General features: G+C 39.6%; 17 protein-coding genes. 5 read left to right on the top strand and 12 right to left on the bottom strand.

Going from position 1 to position 19,397, the window contains the following annotated elements:
- Positions 1–157 precede the first annotated feature (157 nt).
- The 9 genes from ACRD64_RS11045 to ACRD64_RS11005 all read right to left on the bottom strand — a co-directional run bounded on the left by ACRD64_RS11045 (position 158) and on the right by ACRD64_RS11005 (position 8,690).
- A complete protein-coding gene (locus ACRD64_RS11045; protein WP_430933407.1) occupies positions 158–1,573 on the bottom strand; it encodes a PQQ-dependent sugar dehydrogenase in 1,416 nt (471 codons plus the stop codon).
- A 187-nt stretch (positions 1,574–1,760) separates the two neighbouring features.
- Positions 1,761–2,576, bottom strand: coding sequence for a DUF4382 domain-containing protein (locus tag ACRD64_RS11040; RefSeq protein WP_430933406.1), 816 nt, complete (start codon positions 2,574–2,576; stop codon positions 1,761–1,763).
- Between the two features lie 97 nt (positions 2,577–2,673).
- On the bottom strand, positions 2,674–3,192 hold the full coding sequence (locus ACRD64_RS11035; RefSeq protein ID WP_430933405.1) for a GNAT family N-acetyltransferase: 519 nt from the start codon (positions 3,190–3,192) through the stop codon (positions 2,674–2,676).
- Between the two features lie 34 nt (positions 3,193–3,226).
- A complete protein-coding gene (locus ACRD64_RS11030; RefSeq protein ID WP_430933404.1) occupies positions 3,227–3,943 on the bottom strand; it encodes a DNA alkylation repair protein in 717 nt (238 codons plus the stop codon).
- A 121-nt stretch (positions 3,944–4,064) separates the two neighbouring features.
- A complete protein-coding gene (locus ACRD64_RS11025) occupies positions 4,065–5,462 on the bottom strand; it encodes a tryptophanase (protein ID WP_430933403.1) in 1,398 nt (465 codons plus the stop codon).
- 330 nt (positions 5,463–5,792) lie between these two features.
- Positions 5,793–6,218 carry an RrF2 family transcriptional regulator gene (locus tag ACRD64_RS11020; RefSeq protein WP_430933402.1) on the bottom strand — a complete coding sequence of 142 codons (426 nt, stop codon included), beginning with the start codon at positions 6,216–6,218 and terminating at the stop codon, positions 5,793–5,795.
- Positions 6,215–6,820 (bottom strand): hypothetical protein, encoded by a 606-nt coding sequence (locus ACRD64_RS11015; RefSeq protein ID WP_430933401.1) that lies wholly within the window; start codon positions 6,818–6,820, stop codon positions 6,215–6,217. Before ACRD64_RS11015 ends, ACRD64_RS11020 begins: the two co-directional genes overlap by 4 nt.
- Before the next feature lie 65 nt (positions 6,821–6,885).
- Positions 6,886–8,067 carry a hypothetical protein gene (locus ACRD64_RS11010; RefSeq protein ID WP_430933400.1) on the bottom strand — a complete coding sequence of 394 codons (1,182 nt, stop codon included), beginning with the start codon at positions 8,065–8,067 and terminating at the stop codon, positions 6,886–6,888.
- A 59-nt stretch (positions 8,068–8,126) separates the two neighbouring features.
- Entirely contained in the window at positions 8,127–8,690 is a 564-nt protein-coding gene (locus tag ACRD64_RS11005; protein ID WP_430933399.1) for a YceI family protein, read from the bottom strand.
- Positions 8,691–9,238: 548 nt separating this feature from the next.
- On the opposite strand from ACRD64_RS11005, the gene ACRD64_RS11000 reads away from it, so the two are divergent.
- Positions 9,239–9,742: a YfiR family protein gene (locus ACRD64_RS11000; RefSeq protein WP_430933398.1), complete on the top strand. Its 504-nt coding sequence runs from the start codon at positions 9,239–9,241 to the stop codon at positions 9,740–9,742.
- Between the two features lie 10 nt (positions 9,743–9,752).
- Positions 9,753–12,266 carry a TonB-dependent receptor plug domain-containing protein gene (locus ACRD64_RS10995; RefSeq protein ID WP_430933397.1) on the top strand — a complete coding sequence of 838 codons (2,514 nt, stop codon included), beginning with the start codon at positions 9,753–9,755 and terminating at the stop codon, positions 12,264–12,266.
- Positions 12,267–12,805: 539 nt separating this feature from the next.
- Here ACRD64_RS10995 and ACRD64_RS10990 read toward each other — a convergent pair.
- Together ACRD64_RS10990 and ACRD64_RS10985 are read right to left on the bottom strand one after the other, a co-directional pair.
- On the bottom strand, positions 12,806–13,666 hold the full coding sequence (locus ACRD64_RS10990; protein WP_430933396.1) for a sigma-70 family RNA polymerase sigma factor: 861 nt from the start codon (positions 13,664–13,666) through the stop codon (positions 12,806–12,808).
- An 89-nt stretch (positions 13,667–13,755) separates the two neighbouring features.
- A complete protein-coding gene (locus ACRD64_RS10985; RefSeq protein ID WP_430933395.1) occupies positions 13,756–15,231 on the bottom strand; it encodes a Do family serine endopeptidase in 1,476 nt (491 codons plus the stop codon).
- 264 nt (positions 15,232–15,495) lie between these two features.
- Here ACRD64_RS10985 and dapF point away from each other — a divergent pair, with 264 nt between their 5' ends.
- Positions 15,496–16,287 carry a diaminopimelate epimerase gene (gene dapF / locus ACRD64_RS10980; protein WP_430933394.1) on the top strand — a complete coding sequence of 264 codons (792 nt, stop codon included), beginning with the start codon at positions 15,496–15,498 and terminating at the stop codon, positions 16,285–16,287.
- Between the two features lie 82 nt (positions 16,288–16,369).
- Here the strand turns inward: dapF and mltG are convergent, their stop codons facing one another.
- On the bottom strand, positions 16,370–17,443 hold the full coding sequence (gene mltG, locus ACRD64_RS10975) for an endolytic transglycosylase MltG (RefSeq protein WP_430933393.1): 1,074 nt from the start codon (positions 17,441–17,443) through the stop codon (positions 16,370–16,372).
- 159 nt (positions 17,444–17,602) lie between these two features.
- Between mltG and ACRD64_RS10970 the strand changes: the two genes are divergently transcribed.
- Positions 17,603–18,040 (top strand): SPOR domain-containing protein, encoded by a 438-nt coding sequence (locus ACRD64_RS10970; RefSeq protein WP_430933392.1) that lies wholly within the window; start codon positions 17,603–17,605, stop codon positions 18,038–18,040.
- Between the two features lie 102 nt (positions 18,041–18,142).
- Positions 18,143–19,339, top strand: a complete 1,197-nt coding sequence (locus ACRD64_RS10965; RefSeq protein ID WP_430933391.1) for an FprA family A-type flavoprotein — start codon at positions 18,143–18,145, stop codon at positions 19,337–19,339.
- Positions 19,340–19,397: the final 58 nt, after the last annotated feature.

Raw genomic sequence — 19,397 nt, 5'->3', positions numbered from 1 at the left:
TAACTGCTATGTTTTGCCATGCGTCGGATGGTTTTGCAAAACTAAACCCAGGGAGTCGATTAAGCTAAGCTCCATCTTGCCCTGGGCTATTATTTTTTAGGCTTTCCACCTTGGTGTTCTTTTAATCAACCATGTATGGAATACTGGTGCCCCTTGACTATTCCACAGGAATCAATTTCAATATCTTCCCCGGGTTTTCAACTGCCACATAGATATAACCATCGGGACTCATTTCCACGTTCCTCACCCTTCCTATACCTTCAAGTAACTTCTCTTGCCTGACCACTTGATCTCCGTTTAACACTACCCGGTGCAAATACTCAAAGCGAAGCGAACCTGTCAGGATATCGTTTCTCCAGTTGGGGTAACGGTCTCCTTTCACAAACGTCATACCGCAAGGCGCAATGGACGGAACCCAGTACAGCAAAGGCTGTTCCATACCTGCCCTGGCGGTATCGTTGGTAAAGGTGGTTCCGTTATAGTTGATCCCAAATGAGATGACAGGCCAGCCGTAATTTTTGGCGGGTTCAATGATATTGATTTCGTCGCCACCCTTCGGGCCGTGCTCGTCGGTCCATATCCTTCCGGTTTCGGGATGCATGCAAACGCCCTGAGGGTTTCGGTGGCCATAGGAATAAATGGACGGCATGGCATCTTTCTGTCCCACAAAAGGATTGTCAACAGGAATACTACCGTCATCGTATATGCGATGGATCTTGCCACAATGGTTATCCAGGCTTTGCGGGTTTCGGTCTCTGTCCCCTCTGTCACCTACCGAAAAATATAAATACCCCTCCCCGTCAAATTCCAATTTACACCCATAGTGATGGCGCTTATTGGTTTCGGGCATGGCTTTAAAGATACGCTCTTTATCCACGAGTGTGTTTCCGCTCAAACGGGCACGCATAATGGCCGTATTGGCCAAACTTGACTTTTTCTCGTTAGGCGACGAATAGGCAAAATACAACCAGCCATTTTGTTCGTACCCGGGATGTAACTCCAAATCCAGCAATCCCCCTTGCCCTGCCGCTTTTATGGGGGGCAATCCCGATATCTGCTGCAAATCTCCATTTTTGGTAAAACGTAACAACTCGCCCTTTCGTTCCGATATCAACAAATCGCCATTGGGCAGAAACTCCAGTCCCCAGGGCACCTCCAATCCCTCCACTACGGTATCCACCCTGAATTTCTGGTCTTCGCTGTCAACCACCCCATCCTGGTTCGCAATATCTTCATCCTCGCCCAGCGGAACCATGGTATCCAGACTTAAAATATAATCGACCAATGCGTAAATAGTGGTATCACTCATTCCATCGGCAAAGCCGGGCATACCATGAGCCACACGTCCAAGTTTTATGCTTTTATAAAGATCTTCCCTTCCGCTACCCCACAACCAGGTCCTATCCACAAAGGATGATTTTTTATCGTTATGGCAACCCAGGCAAAAGTTTTGGAAATTGACTTCCGCGTCTGTCCCTACTACCAAAACCTTATTATTGTTTTCGTTTTTGGTTTGGCACGATACCATCATTTGTGTGGCAATAATCAAAGAAAACAGGAAACAGTATTTCATAATTTTTACATTTTGTGAGGTATAACATATTTCTAAAGTTATTGTTTCTAACCATATCCATATCTAAGTATTTTCCAATGTAATCAAATGTAGATAAAATGAAACAGAATGTAAAGCATAAAATACCCACAAAAAAAAGAGAGGCCCCACGACCTCTCTTGATAAAATTTTTATTGACATACACACCTTACCCGGCAGTTACGGCCTCTTCAATTGTAACCGTACCCATGTCGTTTATCTCGCCGTTGACTAGTTCAACTTCATCGATTTCCTTTATTTGATAACCTTCAACGGGATTAAAGTCAACCTTATAATTTCCTTCCGGTAAGGCTTTAATCATAAAATAACCCGTAGTGGTATCGGCATAAGTAGAGAAGGTATCGGCATTAGCCGAAATTGCCTGGATATACGGCTTTGATTCGACGGGAAAAACCATACCTTTTAGAGCTCCACTGGCAGCTTCGGTAAATACCCGTATTACAGGCTTTAACGAGTAAGTTCCGTTTCCTTTGGCAACTATTGAGCGACTGGCATCAAAATCGAGCCACACACGATAGGCTACTCCCTTTTCCAGTTCGGCATGCACATTAAGCTTCAAACCCGATTGTTGTGCCGATGGCGTTTTAACATCATGGTAAACACCGTCTTTTTTAATCTTGTTGTTTTCGCCCAATATCAACCTGATTTGAGATATCTCACCTACCGTAAACTCCTCCTCTGCAATCAGCGTATCTGCGCCATTGGTAAAATCAAGCAAGTTATATATGCCGGTATTTACATTTTCGAGCGTATGCCAACCTCCTTCTTCTTCTCCCTCTCCAGAGAAGTGTACACGCACCTCCTGCAAGTCTATTAATACTTCGTCGTAACTAGCCGGAGCGTCGGTTAACCTGATGCTTATCTTTGGGCTGCTTAATTCTTCGCTGCTGCTATTGCTTTCTTCGACACACGAAACGGCGAGCCATGAAGCCACAATCGATAAACTTAAAAATAACTTCTTCATAATGATAAATATTAATGTTGTGTTGAATGATTATAACGCATAAAAGTATATAAGATTATCTAAATCAGAAAAAATTGACATATTGAATGGGTACATTCTAGCACAGCTTTTGCAAATATTTTACCAAATCATAATTATTTCCATAATACTCAAATTCACCCACCTTCCGAAAGCCATGTTTATTATAAAAGTTTACCGCCTTTAGATTTGAAGCCTGCACCCCTCCCCATAATATAATTTTATACGCTCCTCTTTTTCTTAAATCTTCAAGTACAAATTCCAACAGAAGACTTCCCACTCCCCGCGACTGGTAGGCATCGGCAACGGATGGAGCCAGCGTATAATCGTGCCGATCGCTTAACGTTATAGGATAACCTATATAACGGTTTCTATCCCCGGGCACATACCCTTGTTTAACAATGGCATAGCCAACAACGAGCACGTCGTTTAGGCAAATATAGGCCATACAATTTTTATAGCCGCCTGAACATACCAACCATGCAGTATGCTCATCAAAAGGGTGAGGCCCAAATCGTTTACGTGTCTCTTCCGATAACGTTTTAAGGTAAAGGTAAAGCTTGTCTTTATCGTGTTGGGTTACCTGGCGGATATGCATGATAATCTCTATAATAGTTTTATGTAATTACTTGTTACCTGGCTTTTCTTAATTTCTTTCGGTATTCCTTATCCATTTTCTCCGTTGCATACTGTATGATAAGCCTGCCACACCTATCTTTCCATTTTAAAAGGAAATCTTCTATTTCTAAGGGATACTTTTTCCATAAACCACGCATCAAAGTGCCTATGCCTTTCTGCACGTATTGCGAATTATCCAGCATCAAATCTTCAACCGTTTCAATGGCATCCTCCGGCTTTAAATCGTGCTTTATCAACTCAACCAAAGTTACAGGCACCGCTCTTCTTTTCCATTCCGATTCAGCCTTGTTCCATGCCTTAAGTTTCCTGAGGTCAATAACATTATCAATAACAAATGCGGAAATTACCAGCATACAAAACACATCGGTAGTAGCCCAATTATATACACCAACATCGAACCACAGCCCTATTCTGTCGAAGGTTTCTTTAGTGTAATTGTCACGTTGCGACTGTACAAACGCAATTACAAAAGACTTTTCTTCGTACCGCCCGTTTTCAAATACAATATCTCCAAGGTCAAGATAATCGTCAATCGTCATTTCACTGTTCCATTCCTGAATCCATTTGTCCCTTTGCCTCTCAAATGTCTTCTGCTCTATTCCATAACCGTCAAAACCTTCCTTAAAATATCGCTCATATTTCTTGACGATCTTGTGACTGGAATTCGATTGGCAGAAATTGCTAATTTCGTTGAACTTGCCTTGTATCATGAATATTAAATCAATGGTTAAAACACATCAAAATACAAAAAAACCGAAGCAGAATCAATTCCACTTCGGTCATCATTTAAGACCAGCTGCCACAAGCTATTGGTATGAGCTGCAGATTACACTAAATACTGCATTCTTCCTCTTGATATGGCGCTAGCTCAACCGTAAAGTGTCTTAATATAGGGGCTTCGTTAATGATTTGATAGCCCGACCTAATATCCTCCCTCCTATCATAAACATTCTTCAAGGCAACAGCTATTACATCCATATGGTTATTGGTGTATACCCTTCGCGGAATAGCCAAGCGCAACAACTCCAATTTCGGAAATCTGTTTTCCCGGGTTACCGGGTCACGGTCGGCCAGTAGGGTTCCTATCTCTACTCCTCTAACTCCGGCTTCCTTGTACAGCTCAATAGCCAGCGTCTGTGCCACAAACTGTTCAACCGGAAGGTGAGGCAAAAAACGTTTGGCATCCACAAAAATGGCATGCCCACCAAAAGGTTCTTGCACCGGAACACCAAACTCTTTTAGTTTCTGCCCCAGATAAGCCACCTGTTTAATTCTGGTTTCCAGGTAATCAAATTCCGTACCTTCATCCAGTCCTTGTGCCAAAGCGTTCATATCGCGACCCGACATACCTCCGTAGGTAATATATCCTTCGTAAATAATATTGAACTGAGCTGCCTTTTTAAACAACTCTTCCTCGCGCAAGGCAATAAAACCACCCATATTTACAATGGCATCCTTCTTACTGCTCATGGTCATCCCATCGGCATAGGTAAACATTTCGGCCACAATTTCTTTTATGGTTTTATCGGCATAGTCTTCCTCACGTGTTTTGATAAAATAGGCGTTTTCGGCAAAACGGGCCGAATCGAATATGACCCTGATACCATAATGCTTAGAGAGCTTGTATACCTCACGCATGTTTTCCATGGATACAGGCTGACCCCCCGACGAATTGCAGGTAACAGTGACAATGACACATGGGATCTGTTCTTTGGAATACCTAAGATATATAGCTTCCAGTTTATTTAAATCGATATTTCCTTTAAAGGGATGGTGAACAGTCGTATCGAAAGCCTCATCAATGGTGCAATCGATAGCAGATGCCTTGCGGAACTCAATATGTCCTTTGGTGGTATCGAAATGGGTGTTTCCGGGAACCACGTTTCCCTCTGAAATCAATGCCGAAAACAACACATTTTCCGCAGCACGACCTTGGTGTGTCGGTAAAAAATAATCAAAACCCAATATGTTTTTGATAGCTTGCTTAACATTGTAATAGGAAGAAGCTCCCGCGTAGCTTTCGTCACCCAACATCATACTGGCCCACTGGCGGTCGCTCATAGCCCCCGTCCCGCTATCTGTTAGCAAGTCGATAAAAACCTGGTTGCTCTTTAGGTTAAAAAGGTTGAATCCTGCTTTTCTGATCCAACGTTCACGTTCTTCCCGGGTGCTTTTTCTGATGGGTTCAACCATCTTAATTTTATATGATTCTGAAAATGGTAATTCCATGATAATTACATCAAATGATAATAAATTTAAAAGTGAATGAACTACTTATATCCCTATACCAAAACAAGAAATACAGTTATACCAACGGTTGAAAATTAATAACCATTGCTCATTCAAACAATAACATTAAATCAAGAAATTACGCTAAAAAAGAGTCCCGGTTTTTGATATTCAGGAACAAATGGAAAGTTAAAAACAACAATATGGTAAGAATAATTTTCATACCCTGTATTAATTATATTGTACAAATATATTAAAAACAAGGCTTATCTCCATGAAATGACAGGCAGACTTTTATCATAAAACAAAACATATTTTCATAAATCGCAGCTAAATCTTAATTTCCTTCGGTATATCGCCTTCGATTAAATCAAGCAAGGACACTGACTTAAAATATTTTATTACCAGTTGATTTAAATTACCCCAAAAGGTTTTTGCCTTACACCTATCTTCAAAATTGCAATTCACAGAACTGTTCATACATTCCACAACAGTAATGCCTGGTTCAAAAGCACTATGGATATCCAACAATGTTATTTCTGATGGCTTTTTGGTAAGTATATATCCGCTTTTTTTTCCACGAGCATTAACAATCAAACCGGCCACTTTTAGTGCTCTAATAATTTGATCCAGATATTTATTGGAGATACCTTGCCTTTCTGCAATATCTTTTTGAAAGACACCATTATCACTTTTGTCCGCAGCTATATCAAGCATAGCCCTAATTCCATATCTTGTTCGTGTACTAAATTTCATTGAGTAACATCAGTTGGTGCAAAAATAAACAAAATTCTAAAACCAATTGTCACTTCATCTTTAACTTTTATAAGTCCCCAGAACTTACTGGGCGGGTCTATTTCAAAATCAGTCAGTTTAACCTCAAGCTGACCTAAAAGGCACCATTGACCGGATAAACATTTACTGAATTCGCATGCACAAGTATATGAATTGGTTATCCCATTCATATTTATCTGAACCCGATTCATCCCACCCGTATTAAATGATAATAACTCGTTCTTGAAATTTTCGTCTATCGAAATATCAATATTAGGATGTTTATCGGCATTTATCAAACTGAGAAAGTCTTTCAACATTAATTTAGAATCAGCCTCAAAATCTTCAGCTGGTATTGCAATGGTAATACTATCTACAACATTAGAGTCTGCATGAGGTACATTAACATAACCTTGCTCACTATATTTAAGCACAAAATTACTAACATTAGTTACGCCCTTAATAACAATTTTATCAAATTGATATCGCTCTAACCGAACCGCCGTGGGGTTAGGATTACCAGCATAAACCGACAATTTGCTTATCAACAGAACTAAAGTCAAATATTTCTTTCCGATCCTCATAATACTAACATAACTAACATCATAGGCCGTTCAGCTTTGAACTGAACAGCCTTACCCAAACCTCTTTAGAACGAAATAGCTGCTTCCACAACCAAACCATCAAATTTTCCACCATCTATCTTACCATGCGCTGGCCCTTCATAATCCTGAGTTACGTAATCTAACTTAACCACAATATTTTTGGTCATGTCCCAACCACCACCTATATTAAGGCGTTTTACAGTACTCTCATCATCTTCATTATCAGATACTTTATTATATCTACCTCCAAAGTAAAAACTTCCTATCCTATAAATACCTTGTATTGCTGTTTGAGAAAAATGCTGATCAGCTCCTTCTTTTACTCCTTTCATATCCTCAACTACAGTAAATATTTCCAAGCCTTTAAATTTGGCAAATACATTGAACATATAACTATTCATTTCCGTTTGACCACTACCCGGACTCCAGCGCCCCGATCTGAAATTATCACTAGCATCGTGCATTTGCATAACATTGTAATATCTTGCACCCGCACGATCACCATCCCAAAGGTAAGATCCGCTATGTCCTTCACCAACATGGTAACCAGATACAGTACCGCGTATTCTTAAATCATCATTTATCTGACTATCATAACCTAACTTCCAGTTATAAACCAGATCTTCGCCAATATCGTTTCCTCTGCCATAATTCAGTCGTCCATTATTTAATCCAACAAGAGCCAATATGCCTTTGTTTCGATACATGAATTCCATTCCTGGATTTGTGGTATAATTGTCCATGATAAAGTTACCAACAAAAGGATTGTTTTTAACAGAGCCATTGGTACTCCTGAAGAAATGAGCATCGCCATAATTAGGGTTCATCACACCTACTTTAATGGTCAAATATTTCATTAAATTCTCTGTGGAAGGTAAAAATGGTAGATGATCAAAGGTTAAATAACCACCTTCAACCCAAGCTTCCTGATGATGCCTAGACGACATATAGTTATTAATAAACAACTGGATACCAGGCGCAAGATCAACTCGTAATGTGAGGTTTGCTGTGGGTAAGTTGAAGTTATTCTTTAAATCTAATAATGTATCTGCCGACGAACCAGACAATTCATGACTGATACTTTGCAACTGAATGGCATATGCACCGCCAACTCTTACCTTCACATTCTTAAAATCTTCTGGATTTAATTTTTCTGATTCAAACTGTTGCCCAAATGTAGAAAATGCAACTACCAACGCTAAAACACAAAACGTGAATTTTTTCATAAGAAATTAATTAAATTAGTAATTCTATTTTTTCACTATTAAAAAAAACAATCAAAGTTTTAACTTTTCTTGTAGACAAAACTATATGCTACTTGTACTTCATTACCCGTTTTAATCGTACCCATCATAGCCACGGGCGCATCAACATCAAAATCAGACATTTTAAGGTGGAGTTCTCCTTTGATTTCTATGCCTCCATTCTCTAGGTAAATGATTAAAAACTCCTCCGTTATCTCTCTTTTTTTACCTGCAATAGTTATAACTACCTTAGCATTACCCTTACTTGACTGATTTGATACTTGAATAACATCAACTACAATCTGAGGAAATTCATCCTCTTTAAGAGCCTCATAAGCTTTCTTATTCATTAGTTTATGATTACTTTTTATTGAATTTACCTCAACCGCCAAACTGCCCGACATCAATCCATGAATATCCTCATCAGCAAGCACCATCTGTCCTTTAAACTTTTCTACGTTCATTTCCCAATCATGAATGGTCGAAGTTCCCTTTACGGTCAAAGAACTATTTTCCAGATCAAGTTGATAACTTGTTTGTCCTATAACAATCGAACTTGAAATGCATGTTAGGAAGATTATTAATGCAGCAATCCTTTTTTTCATAATGATGTAATTTTTGTATCCTACTTATCCTACTTGTTTTCTTGCATAAAAATATAGTTTTAATTAACATTTACTAACATTGTATTTGTTTTTTTTAACTATTTATATTCAATCTAAATATAACCGTTTCGTTATCAATCGACAATTCAATATTTCTCAACCTTTTTGGTATACAACTCAAAAATATTAACATAGCTTGTCCATTTGAGCGTTTTTTTCAACAAAACTTCGTCTAATAATTGGCCGCGTTAATCAAGGATTATCACATATTAATGGTTGTTAACAAACACCCGCTATTATGTTTAATTTTGACAATTAATAATTAAGCCCCCAAAACAATAACGTTTTAAGCGCACTATTTTTCAGTACTTTAAAAATTATTTTCTAATCCCCTGACCAAATTTTTAATGGATTTTGAAGATTTTAATAATAATTAACAGACCATATGTCATCAAAAACGGCATGATCGGTTGAAACCTTATCATCACCTATGCGAATAAGAATAGAATAATTTAACTATTTAATCGAATAACTTAATCAATTAAAGTATGAAGAAGAAGTTGATTGCAATGATGATGATTCTTATGTCGTTGTCGCTCAGTGGTCAGCAATCTATGTTCAAGGCATTGTTTATGTTTAACTTTGCCAAGTACATTGAGTGGCCCAACCAAGAATCCCAGAAAGAGTTCATCATAGGTGTATATGGGGATGATGAAATTATTGCAGAGCTTAATAAACTGGCTGCCGCCAGAAAAATCAACAACAAAAGCATTGTTGTTGCAAACGTAAGTTCACCTTCAGAAGCCGGTAATGCCAACATTTTTTACGTGCCCAGTGCCAAGTCCGGTGAGATTGGCAAGATAACCAGTTTCTTCGCCGGAAAATCCACGCTTATTATAACTGACAACACCAACCTTTGCAATAAAGGTGCAGGCATTAATTACACCATGCAGGGAGGTAAAATGAAATTCGAAATATGTAAGCGGAACATCACCTCCCACCATTTAAACATCGACCCCAAATTAGTAACGTTAGGAATTGAAATTAAATAAAACACAAAGCATGTTATTTAGAAAATATATTACTGTTGTTTTATTGATGTTTATTACTGCATCCGTAATAGCACAAGAAAACAAAAGAGACATCAACAGTCTCACACGTGGTCAAGTATTGGAAATGACCATTGAAGAACTATCGCTATATGACCTGGAGGAACTCACCAAGTTAATGGATATTGTGGGCGCATCGAGTTTAGATGAACTTTACGAACTACTTTTAAACAAGGACGTTACATCCGCATCAAAATCGGAAGAAAGCCTGTTTGATTCTCCACTATCCACTACCGTTCTCAGTCATGATCAAATTGTTGCCTCAGGCGCCACTTGCATCCCGGAAGCGTTGCGCTTGGTACCCGGCATGATTGTGAGGGAGAAAACCAACGGAAACTACGATATACACATCAGGGGCAACGACAACTTACCAGCCAAAAACATGATGTTATACTCAGAAAACACCAATACACTGGTTATGCTAAACGGTCGTCCCGTATTTAATTATTCGCACGGTGGTACCCTATGGGAGTCATTACCCATTAGTATAGGCGATGTGGACCGGATTGAGGTGGTACGTGGTCCATCCAGCGCATTATATGGCTCCAATGCCGTTACCGGCGTAATCAATATCATGACCAAAGATATCGACAAGGACTCACCGTTATTTTCGGGAAATTTCCAGGCCGGAAACCAAAACACTTACATTGGAGATGTGGCCTTCCGAAAACAGATCAACGAAAAACTGGGGCTGGGCATCACAGCTAATTATGAGTACCGCAATAGAAATACGGATAAGATTTACATTTACAATAACCCGGATGCCATGATAAACGGTGTCACAGTTGGAAACGGCTGGTATACCGCAGATGAAATTGCCACTATCGAAAAACCTTCGATATTCAACGATCCTGCAGCACCGGAGAATGATCAATTTGATTATCTATTTTCACGCAATGAAAGCAATGAATCGGAGACTTCTGATATCTATGATGCCTTTCCCGACCCTGAGCTTTCGAAAGACAAATTAGGAGTAAACGGGTACTTGACCTATCAATTCTCACCGTCCACCAACATTCATCTTTCGGCAGGTTACCAAAGTTCAGATAACATCAGCAGCAGCTATGGAGACATACCCACCCCTTATTCCGCCCGTAACTCATCAACAGGATATGTAGATGTGAGCGCCCATATAAATAAACTAAGTTTCCAGGCCAATTATAACGGAGGCAGGACTGACTTTATGACCGGAAACGAAGGTTTTGAATTGGACCTGAAACAAACGAACGCTCTGGCCGAATATGACCTGAAGCTCAACAACCTCAAAATTAGGCCCGGTGTAGGTTATCAGTCTATTTCATACGACGACACCCCTTATTTAACCCAAGAAGGGCAAGGATATCTTAACGGCGAAAGAAGTCTTGAAATTTTTGCCGCAAGTATGCGACTGGACTACACCGCCTTCGAGAAACTTCGATTTGTGGCTGCCCTGCGCGCAGAAAATTACAGCCAACCCGACGATTGGTATGGTTCGTGGCAGTTGGTTAGCTCCTATAAAATTAACGACAACCACCTTATACGAGCTGTATATTCCAGAGCCAATCAATCTGCATTCCTGGTTAATTCCTTTAGCAATTACTCCTGGCAGATTGTCAATAGGGATTACCCTTCTTCAATGTATTTTGGCGGCAATGACAACTACGCCTTAAAAACCATGGACATGGTAGAACTGGGATATCGTGCCAGACCTGCCAAAAGTGTCTTGCTAGACCTTGAAGCTTTCTACCAGAAAACCAACGACTTTGGGGCACTCATGCCGGACAGCACCACCATATCTTTGTATAATCCTCTGGGCGTGATGAACGGGCAGGACGCTATTATTTTGCCGGAATTTATAAATGTTATGTATCAAAACATGGATTTAACCGCCGAGCAACTGGGTGTGTCCATCGGGCTTGACTGGGTTGTGAATAAAAAATTAGTATTAAATGCACATGCCACCTACCAAAACACAAAACTCGACAATTATTCGGCCGTTAGCCGGGATCAATTAATTTCTGATCAAGCCTTAGATGCCGGATCGGATGAGGCAGCCATTGCACAGGAGATCAACGCGCAACTAACGGCAATAGGTTATGGCCTTGCCACAGGAACCATCGACCCGGCAGAAGTGGGGCACGTAACCCTTGGCAGTTCAACCCTAATGCCTACTGATTTAGAAGATGACGTTGACAACAAAGCCACACCCACCTTTTGGGGTAGCATAGGACTTAATTACAAGCCTTTCGAAAAGCTGGACATCAATTCCCAGGCATATTTTTACGGAGAACAAACGTTTGTGAATCAATACGGCACAGTGCCCATCGACAGTAAATTCCTGTTAAACGCTAAGATCACCTATCATGCCGGCAAGAATATTTCCTTTTACTTAAATGGAAGAAATATCCTGGATAACGATCAGCCCGAATTTGGATATATGGATAACATCGGAGGATTATACTTAGCCGGATTACAATTCAATTTTTAAACATAATTAAAAGGTTATTGATATATTAATCAATACTGAACATATCAATTAGAGGCTGTCGCAAAAGGACAGTCTCTTTTTCGTTTTGAATATGCATAGTCGTCAAATAGCGGTGCACAAATGTATAAGAAAGCCTGCTTAGCCATATCTGGGAGTAACCTCTTCCTTATCTGTTACTGAACCACACCTTTTGATTTTACGTCCTCCATTCTAATATTTCCGTATAATCGCAGAAACCCTTCAGCACCCTGAATTAGATACGCGACTTCAGCCTTATACACTACATTAACCCGGATTTTGCATCAGAACTTCGTCGTGAACATTGAAAGTGCAATCTTACTAGGTTTTCATCGTTATGGTGAGTTGTAGTGAAGCAGCGGAGTGTGTTGTTTTGAAACAATTTCAATGTGTAATAGATTTTCTAATGCATATGGCGGGATTAACCTTCCAAAATTCCACCCATATGACATGTTGGAAGGTTATAACGCAAAAAAGCCGCTCCAAATTGGAACGGCTTTTAAATTTTATATCAGATAAAATTATCCTAAATAAGATTTTAACAATTTACTTCTGGACGTATGACGAAGTCTACGAATCGCTTTTTCTTTGATCTGACGCACTCGTTCACGAGTTAAACCAAAACGCTCACCAATCTCTTCCAGTGTCATTTCCTGCGTCTGAATACCAAAGAACAATTTAATAATATCTGACTCACGATCAGTTAAAGTAGCCAACGCCCTTTCTATTTCGCGAGCCAATGATTCGTTAATTAGCGTTTTATCTGCATTCGGAGAATCTCCGTTTACCAAAACATCCAACAAACTGTTATCCTCACCTTCAACGAATGGGGCATCCACCGAAATATGACGACCCGATACCCTTAAAGTATCAGCTACTTTATCTACAGGTAACTCCAACTTATCTGCCAGTTCTTCAGGTGAAGGCTTACGCTCATTTTCCTGCTCGAACTTAGAGTAAGCCTTATTGATTTTATTTAAAGACCCCACCTGGTTCAATGGCAAACGTACAATTCTGGACTGTTCCGCTAAAGCCTGAAGAATAGACTGACGAATCCACCATACTGCATAAGAAATAAACTTAAACCCCCGGGTTTCGTCAAATTTTTCGGCTGCTTTAATCAAACCAAGGTTTCCTTCGTTTATCAAGTCGGGAAGACTTAACCCTTGATTTTGATACTGCTTAGCAACCGAAACAACAAAACGCAAGTTAGCTCTTGTCAGCTTCTCCAAGGCAATTTGATCACCTTTTTTAATTCGCTGAGCCAGTTCTACTTCTTCCTCTACAGATATCAATTCCTCGCGACCGATTTCCTGAAGATATTTATCTAAAGAAGCACTCTCGCGATTCGTAATTGATTTTGTTATTTTAAGTTGTCTCATATCCTATATGCAAAATGTGGCGCAAAATTATACTTTTTAATTCAATTATCCAACTCTTTTATTAAAGGGTGAGACAAATTAAACTATTACTAATCTTCAAGATTAATAGCGTAATAGGCAACTTGACCGTTTGGATAAACTCCTGTGATAAACAACCCGCCATCGGTAGATGCAATCACATTTTTTAAATCCGTTACATTGCTAATGGGTTCTCTATTGGCTTTTAGAATAATAAAACCCTCAGTAACACCGCTTTGTTTCAATTTTCCGGCTGTTAATTTAACAATTTTCATACCATAGTTAATGCGTAGTTTCGCTTTCTCTTCAACTGTCAGTTCACGTAACTCAGCCCCCAACAAATCGGAGATTCCCTGTTTCTCTTTTACAATATCCGTTGAACCATAACTATTACGTAAAATTACGGTAAATTGTTTTCTTTTTCCATCCCTTTTTACAACTAAATTCACTTTATCTCCTGGACGACGCTGACTAACTTGCTCAATCAGTTCTGAATTTGTGTTTACTTTAACCTCATTGATGCTTAAAATCACATCTCCTTCTTTCACGCCTGCGGCATCCGCGCCGCCATTTACGGTTACTGCACTCACATACACACCCTCTACTTCATCCAATTTATATTGTTCAGCAAGTTCTGCTGTCACACCTACTATTTGAACCCCGATAAATGCTCTTTGCACTTCGCCAAATTCCTTTAGGTCACCAACCACTTTTTTTGCTATGCCCACCGGAACTGCAAAAGAATAACCTGCATACGAACCCGTTTGCGAGGCTATAGCCGTATTAATACCAATCAGCTCACCTCGTGTGTTAACCAAAGCCCCTCCACTATTTCCGGGGTTTACAGCCGCATCGGTTTGGATAAACGATTCAATGCCCATGGGTTGATTTCTATTGGCCAGTATATTAATGCTTCGCGATTTGGCACTTACAATACCTGCTGTTACCGTGGAAGTCAGGTTAAAAGGATTACCAACAGCCAATACCCATTCCCCTATCCTAATATCATCTGAATTACCGTAAGTTAAAAACACAAGCCCTTGCTCTTCAATTTTCAAAAGGGCAATATCGGTTGTTGGATCCGTTCCAACCAAGGTGGCCTTGTACGATCGTCTGTCATTCAGCACCACCTCTATTTCATCCGCATTATCGATTACATGGTTATTGGTAATGATGTATCCATCTTCGGATATAATCACCCCGGAACCCGATCCCATGACAGGACTTCTATCCGGTGTTACGCCACCCCTTGGGCCAAAAAAGAAATCGTAAAAGGGATTTCCGTGCGAATAGCCATCACCCGAGACAGTAGCTTTTGTCATCACGTGAACCACGGCCTCAACCGACTTCTCCGCCGCCACCGTAAAGTCCGGCACTCCCACAGGCGTAGCAACACCCATTGAGGCATAACGGGCTGCAGGAACTACTTGCTGTTCAATGGCAACAATTTCCCTGTTCGGTTTAACAAATAATACATAAGCATACACTCCGACAATCCCTCCGAGCACAGCTGTCAGGAACACAAAAAATATTTTTTTAACATTCATAACGAATAACTTTAAGTTTTATATGCCACTGGGGCATCCATCAATTTAATTTACCTTTAAACCTGAGTCTAACTCTGTTTATGATTTCATGTAAGTCTTAGAATGAAAATCATAATTCAAAAATGGCAAATTATATGCCCTTATCATGCCAGAATAAGTACGTTAACCTAATTTTAACTGATTTTTCCTTAACTTTGTTCACTGTTTCTTTAACAAATTTCGCACAAAAGAAACTAAATATCAAACACTTTGAACGCAAATACCATGCAAATCGAATTTTACAAATACCAAGGCACAGGCAATGACTTCGTGATTATCGACAACAGAAATGGTAATTTTGACAGCCAAAACAATGACCTTGTCAGTTTTTTATGCCACCGAAGGATGGGAATTGGGGCCGACGGGCTAATGCTCCTTGAAAACCATAGTTCACCAAAAGTAGATTTCACCATGCGTTATTACAACAGCGATGGCAACGAAGCTTCGATGTGCGGAAACGGGGGAAGATGTATAGCTGCTTTTGCGGTGCATATTGGCGCGGTTAAATTTGCCGACAAATTTGACTTTGAAGCAGTGGACGGTATGCATACGGCCAGATATAATGACGGCATTGTTAGCCTTCAAATGACAGATGTTAACTCCATTGACATCAAAGACGGATATCATTTTTTAGATACCGGCTCGCCCCACTATGTTACCCACAAAAAAGATATAGATAACTTTGACATCGTTAAGTTTGGCAGGGAAATTAGATATTCGGATACCTTTAAACCCGGTGGCACCAATGTGAATGTGGTAGAGGAAGTTGCTCCAGACCATATAAAGGTAAGAACGTACGAAAGAGGTGTTGAAGACGAAACCTATTCGTGCGGTACCGGCGTTGTTGCTTCCGCCATAAGCACTTTTGTTAAAAATAACGAGTGCAGGGATTTTAATATTGATGTAAAAGGCGGAAAACTTCAGGTTTGGTTTGAAGGAGATGCAGAGGCCGGGTTCAGAAATATTTGGCTTACCGGCCCGGCTACTTTTGTGTATAAAGGAAGTATCTCCGTATAGGAAACGGTGCATGGGCCACTAGTCCATTGTGTTTAATCAACAACTACCATTGGCTATCCGTTATGGGCAGATGACCTATTGGCTACCTACTTATGCCCCTTTTATTAAGCTCTCTGCGATATTTGGCCGCATTAACATTATGCTGTGCGAGTGTTTTGGCAAAGTTGTGGTAACCCGAGAAATCTTCCTTGGCACACATGTACAAATATTTATGCGTCTCGGCATTGAGTACCGCATCTATTCCAGCGATCGAAGGGATTCGAATAGGTCCCGGAGGCAAACCTGAATATTTATAAGTATTATAGGGAGATTCGATTTCCTTATCCTCGTTCAAAAGTCTTTTTATAGAAAAATCACCCAAAGCGAACTTTAAAGTCGGATCTGCCTGCAAACGCATACCGCGCTTTAAACGATTCAAATACAATCCCGCCACCAATGGTTTTTCATCTGCCATTTGGGTTTCCTCATCCACAATACTAGCTAAAACAGCTACCTCAACTGGCGTTAAACCTTTTTCTCTCGCTTTACTTATTTTTTCGGAAGTCCAAAAATTATCATATTCGCGCTTCATCCTTTTTACAAAACCGTTGGCATCGGTATTCCAATAAAATTGATAGGTGTTAGGCAAAAACAAAGCTGGCAAAGTATTTTTATCAAAACCTAACCTTTCAATATATTCGTAATTACTAAGTAAGTTGATGAGTTCTGTAGAATCTGTCATGAGCTTCTTCCCCACAACCGAAGCCAACTTTTCCAATTCTCGTATATTATTAAAAGTAACGTTGACCGGCTCTTGTTTTCCGCTTCTCAGCAGGTTTACCAACTTATTGTTAGACATTCCGTCTTCGAGTTTGTACCTGCCCCCTTTTATCCTGTCGGCATATTCTTTCTTTTGAGCCACCCACTCAAAACTTACCATATCTTTTATAGCTCCCGAATTCTCCAGTATTTTTTTAAGTTCGGCAAAACTAGTTCCGTTGGGAATGTGGATATAAGACGATTCAACATTGGTTAAATCCACGTTGGCAGCATTGATATATCTATAAAACCTACCACCAAACAATACTGCAATAAGTACCAGAACAATAGAAAACAACCCCATTCTCTTGATCCTTCGGGTCATTTTCCTCTTCGTCTTCTTTACTTTGTTTTTCATTTATAATATCTAGAGTAATCGTTCAAATATAGCAGAATATTCCTTTCTAAAAGTATCTTGCCACATATTAACCTTGCGTAATTAAAAATAAATAAAAATTTTTGCAAAGAATATTATATTTTTGAGGAATTAAAATCAGGAATCAATAAAATTAATACAATGAACAAATTATTTCTATTAGCCACCATTACCCTATGCTTAATCAGCTGTAGGACTTTAAAAGATGCCGGAAGCTCTAGTTTTAGCGACAGCGACTCACCATATATTAAGGAGGAACCCGTAGTTAAACCAATAGTTAAGGAAAAACCCATAGTGGTTAAAGAGGAAAAAGTTAAAGTTATCGAGTCGAATGATGATGTCGCACATAAATATTATGTGATTATTGGTTCGTTTAAAGTACTTAACAATGCACGCAACTATAAAAGCACATTAATTGAAGAAGGGTTTACACCGGTTATACTTGAAAACCAAAACGGACTTTATCGTGTTTCTGTTTCGGCTTATAACGACGAAATGGATGCAAGAAATAAAGTAGGTTCAATCAGAGTAAAATTTGAAAAATATAACGACACCTGGCTTTTGATCAGAAAACTATAAAAACCACGTTATACAAATCATTTAATCCTTCTACGTTTCAGGAATTGAATGTTTTCTATATTTTTGTATCACCCGAATACCGAAATAATAAATAAGATATATATGTATAAGCCGGTAAAACTAACCGATGATGTTTTTTATGTTGGTGTTAACGACAGAAGAACGCATCTATTTGAAAACATGTGGCCTATTGAGCGTGGCGTGGCATACAACTCGTATGTTATAAATGATGAAAAGGTTGCACTTATTGACTCCGTTGAAATAGGACAGGTTGAAAAATACTTGAAGAAAATTAAAGCCATCATTGGCGATCGTCCTATCGACTACCTTGTGGTAAATCATATGGAACCTGACCATGGTGGTTCTATCGACATCATTCGCAAGATGTACCCTGACATTCAATTTGTAGGTAACAAAAAAACCTTACCTATGCTTCAGGGATATTTTGACATTACGGAAAATACCATCGAAGTTAAAGAAGGAGACAGCTTGAGCTTAGGTAAGCACACTTTAAACTTTTACATGGTACCTATGGTGCATTGGCCCGAAACAATGGTAACATACGAGTCTAAAGAACAAATCTTATTCTCTGGAGATGCCTTTGGTACTTTTGGAACATTGGATGGCGGTATTTTCGATGACGAGTTTGATTTTGAATATTACCGCGACGAGATGCGCAGATATTATTCAAATATTGTTGGTAAATATGGATCGCCTGTGCAGAAAGCATTGGGCAAGCTGGGCGGATTTGATATTAAAATGATCGCATCGACACATGGCCCAATCTGGAGGAATTATATTAAAGAAGTAATTGGATATTACGATAGATGGAGCAAGTACGAAACCGAAGAAGGTGTGGTTGTAGCTTACGCCTCCATGTACGGAAATACGGAAGAAATGGCAGAGGCTGTGGCACGGGAATTAGCGGAGAACGGCATTAAGCACATCCGTGTGCATGATGTATCAAAATCACATGCTTCATTTATTCTTTCGGATATATTTAAATACAAAGGTCTTATTTTAGCCAGCCCTACATACTGTAACGAGCTGCACCCAAATATGGAGTCACTGACGACCAAGCTGGTGCACATGGGTGTTCAGCATCATTATCTTGGGATTTTAGGATCGTTCTCATGGGCAGGTGCCGCGGTTAAAAAACTTACCGCTGTCGGCGAACAGCTCAAATGGGAAATCGTTGGCGAGAGCGTTGAGGAAAAACATGCGCTTAAAGCGGATAAATACGAGGCTTGTTTGAAGTTAGGACAAGCTATGGCAGATAGACTTAAAAAAGATAGATAGTCTGTACAAAAAAACGCCAATTCATGCGTTACTCTTGTTTAACCCGCAATATGCATTA

It is taken from the genome of Saccharicrinis sp. 156 (genome assembly GCF_050589685.1).
GTDB lineage: Bacteria > Bacteroidota > Bacteroidia > Bacteroidales > Marinilabiliaceae > Saccharicrinis.
The sequence above is the reverse complement of the archived record's forward strand: the minus strand, read 5'-3'. Positions and strand labels throughout refer to the sequence as shown.

Excerpts from the sequence above, each read along its gene's own strand:
- ACRD64_RS11045 (WP_430933407.1), bottom strand. The coding sequence starts at position 1,573 with ATGAAATACTGTTTCCTGTTTTCTTTGATTATTGCCACACAAATGATG.
- ACRD64_RS11040 (WP_430933406.1), bottom strand. The coding sequence starts at position 2,576 with ATGAAGAAGTTATTTTTAAGTTTATCGATTGTGGCTTCATGGCTCGCC.
- ACRD64_RS11035 (WP_430933405.1), bottom strand. The coding sequence starts at position 3,192 with ATGCATATCCGCCAGGTAACCCAACACGATAAAGACAAGCTTTACCTT.
- ACRD64_RS11030 (WP_430933404.1), bottom strand. The coding sequence starts at position 3,943 with ATGATACAAGGCAAGTTCAACGAAATTAGCAATTTCTGCCAATCGAAT.
- ACRD64_RS11025 (WP_430933403.1), bottom strand. The coding sequence starts at position 5,462 with ATGGAATTACCATTTTCAGAATCATATAAAATTAAGATGGTTGAACCC.
- ACRD64_RS11020 (WP_430933402.1), bottom strand. The coding sequence starts at position 6,218 with ATGAAATTTAGTACACGAACAAGATATGGAATTAGGGCTATGCTTGAT.
- ACRD64_RS11015 (WP_430933401.1), bottom strand. The coding sequence starts at position 6,820 with ATGAGGATCGGAAAGAAATATTTGACTTTAGTTCTGTTGATAAGCAAA.
- ACRD64_RS11010 (WP_430933400.1), bottom strand. The coding sequence starts at position 8,067 with ATGAAAAAATTCACGTTTTGTGTTTTAGCGTTGGTAGTTGCATTTTCT.
- ACRD64_RS11005 (WP_430933399.1), bottom strand. The coding sequence starts at position 8,690 with ATGAAAAAAAGGATTGCTGCATTAATAATCTTCCTAACATGCATTTCA.
- ACRD64_RS11000 (WP_430933398.1), top strand. The coding sequence starts at position 9,239 with ATGAAGAAGAAGTTGATTGCAATGATGATGATTCTTATGTCGTTGTCG.
- ACRD64_RS10995 (WP_430933397.1), top strand. The coding sequence starts at position 9,753 with ATGTTATTTAGAAAATATATTACTGTTGTTTTATTGATGTTTATTACT.
- ACRD64_RS10990 (WP_430933396.1), bottom strand. The coding sequence starts at position 13,666 with ATGAGACAACTTAAAATAACAAAATCAATTACGAATCGCGAGAGTGCT.
- ACRD64_RS10985 (WP_430933395.1), bottom strand. The coding sequence starts at position 15,231 with ATGAATGTTAAAAAAATATTTTTTGTGTTCCTGACAGCTGTGCTCGGA.
- dapF (WP_430933394.1), top strand. The coding sequence starts at position 15,496 with ATGCAAATCGAATTTTACAAATACCAAGGCACAGGCAATGACTTCGTG.
- mltG (WP_430933393.1), bottom strand. The coding sequence starts at position 17,443 with ATGAAAAACAAAGTAAAGAAGACGAAGAGGAAAATGACCCGAAGGATC.
- ACRD64_RS10970 (WP_430933392.1), top strand. The coding sequence starts at position 17,603 with ATGAACAAATTATTTCTATTAGCCACCATTACCCTATGCTTAATCAGC.
- ACRD64_RS10965 (WP_430933391.1), top strand. The coding sequence starts at position 18,143 with ATGTATAAGCCGGTAAAACTAACCGATGATGTTTTTTATGTTGGTGTT.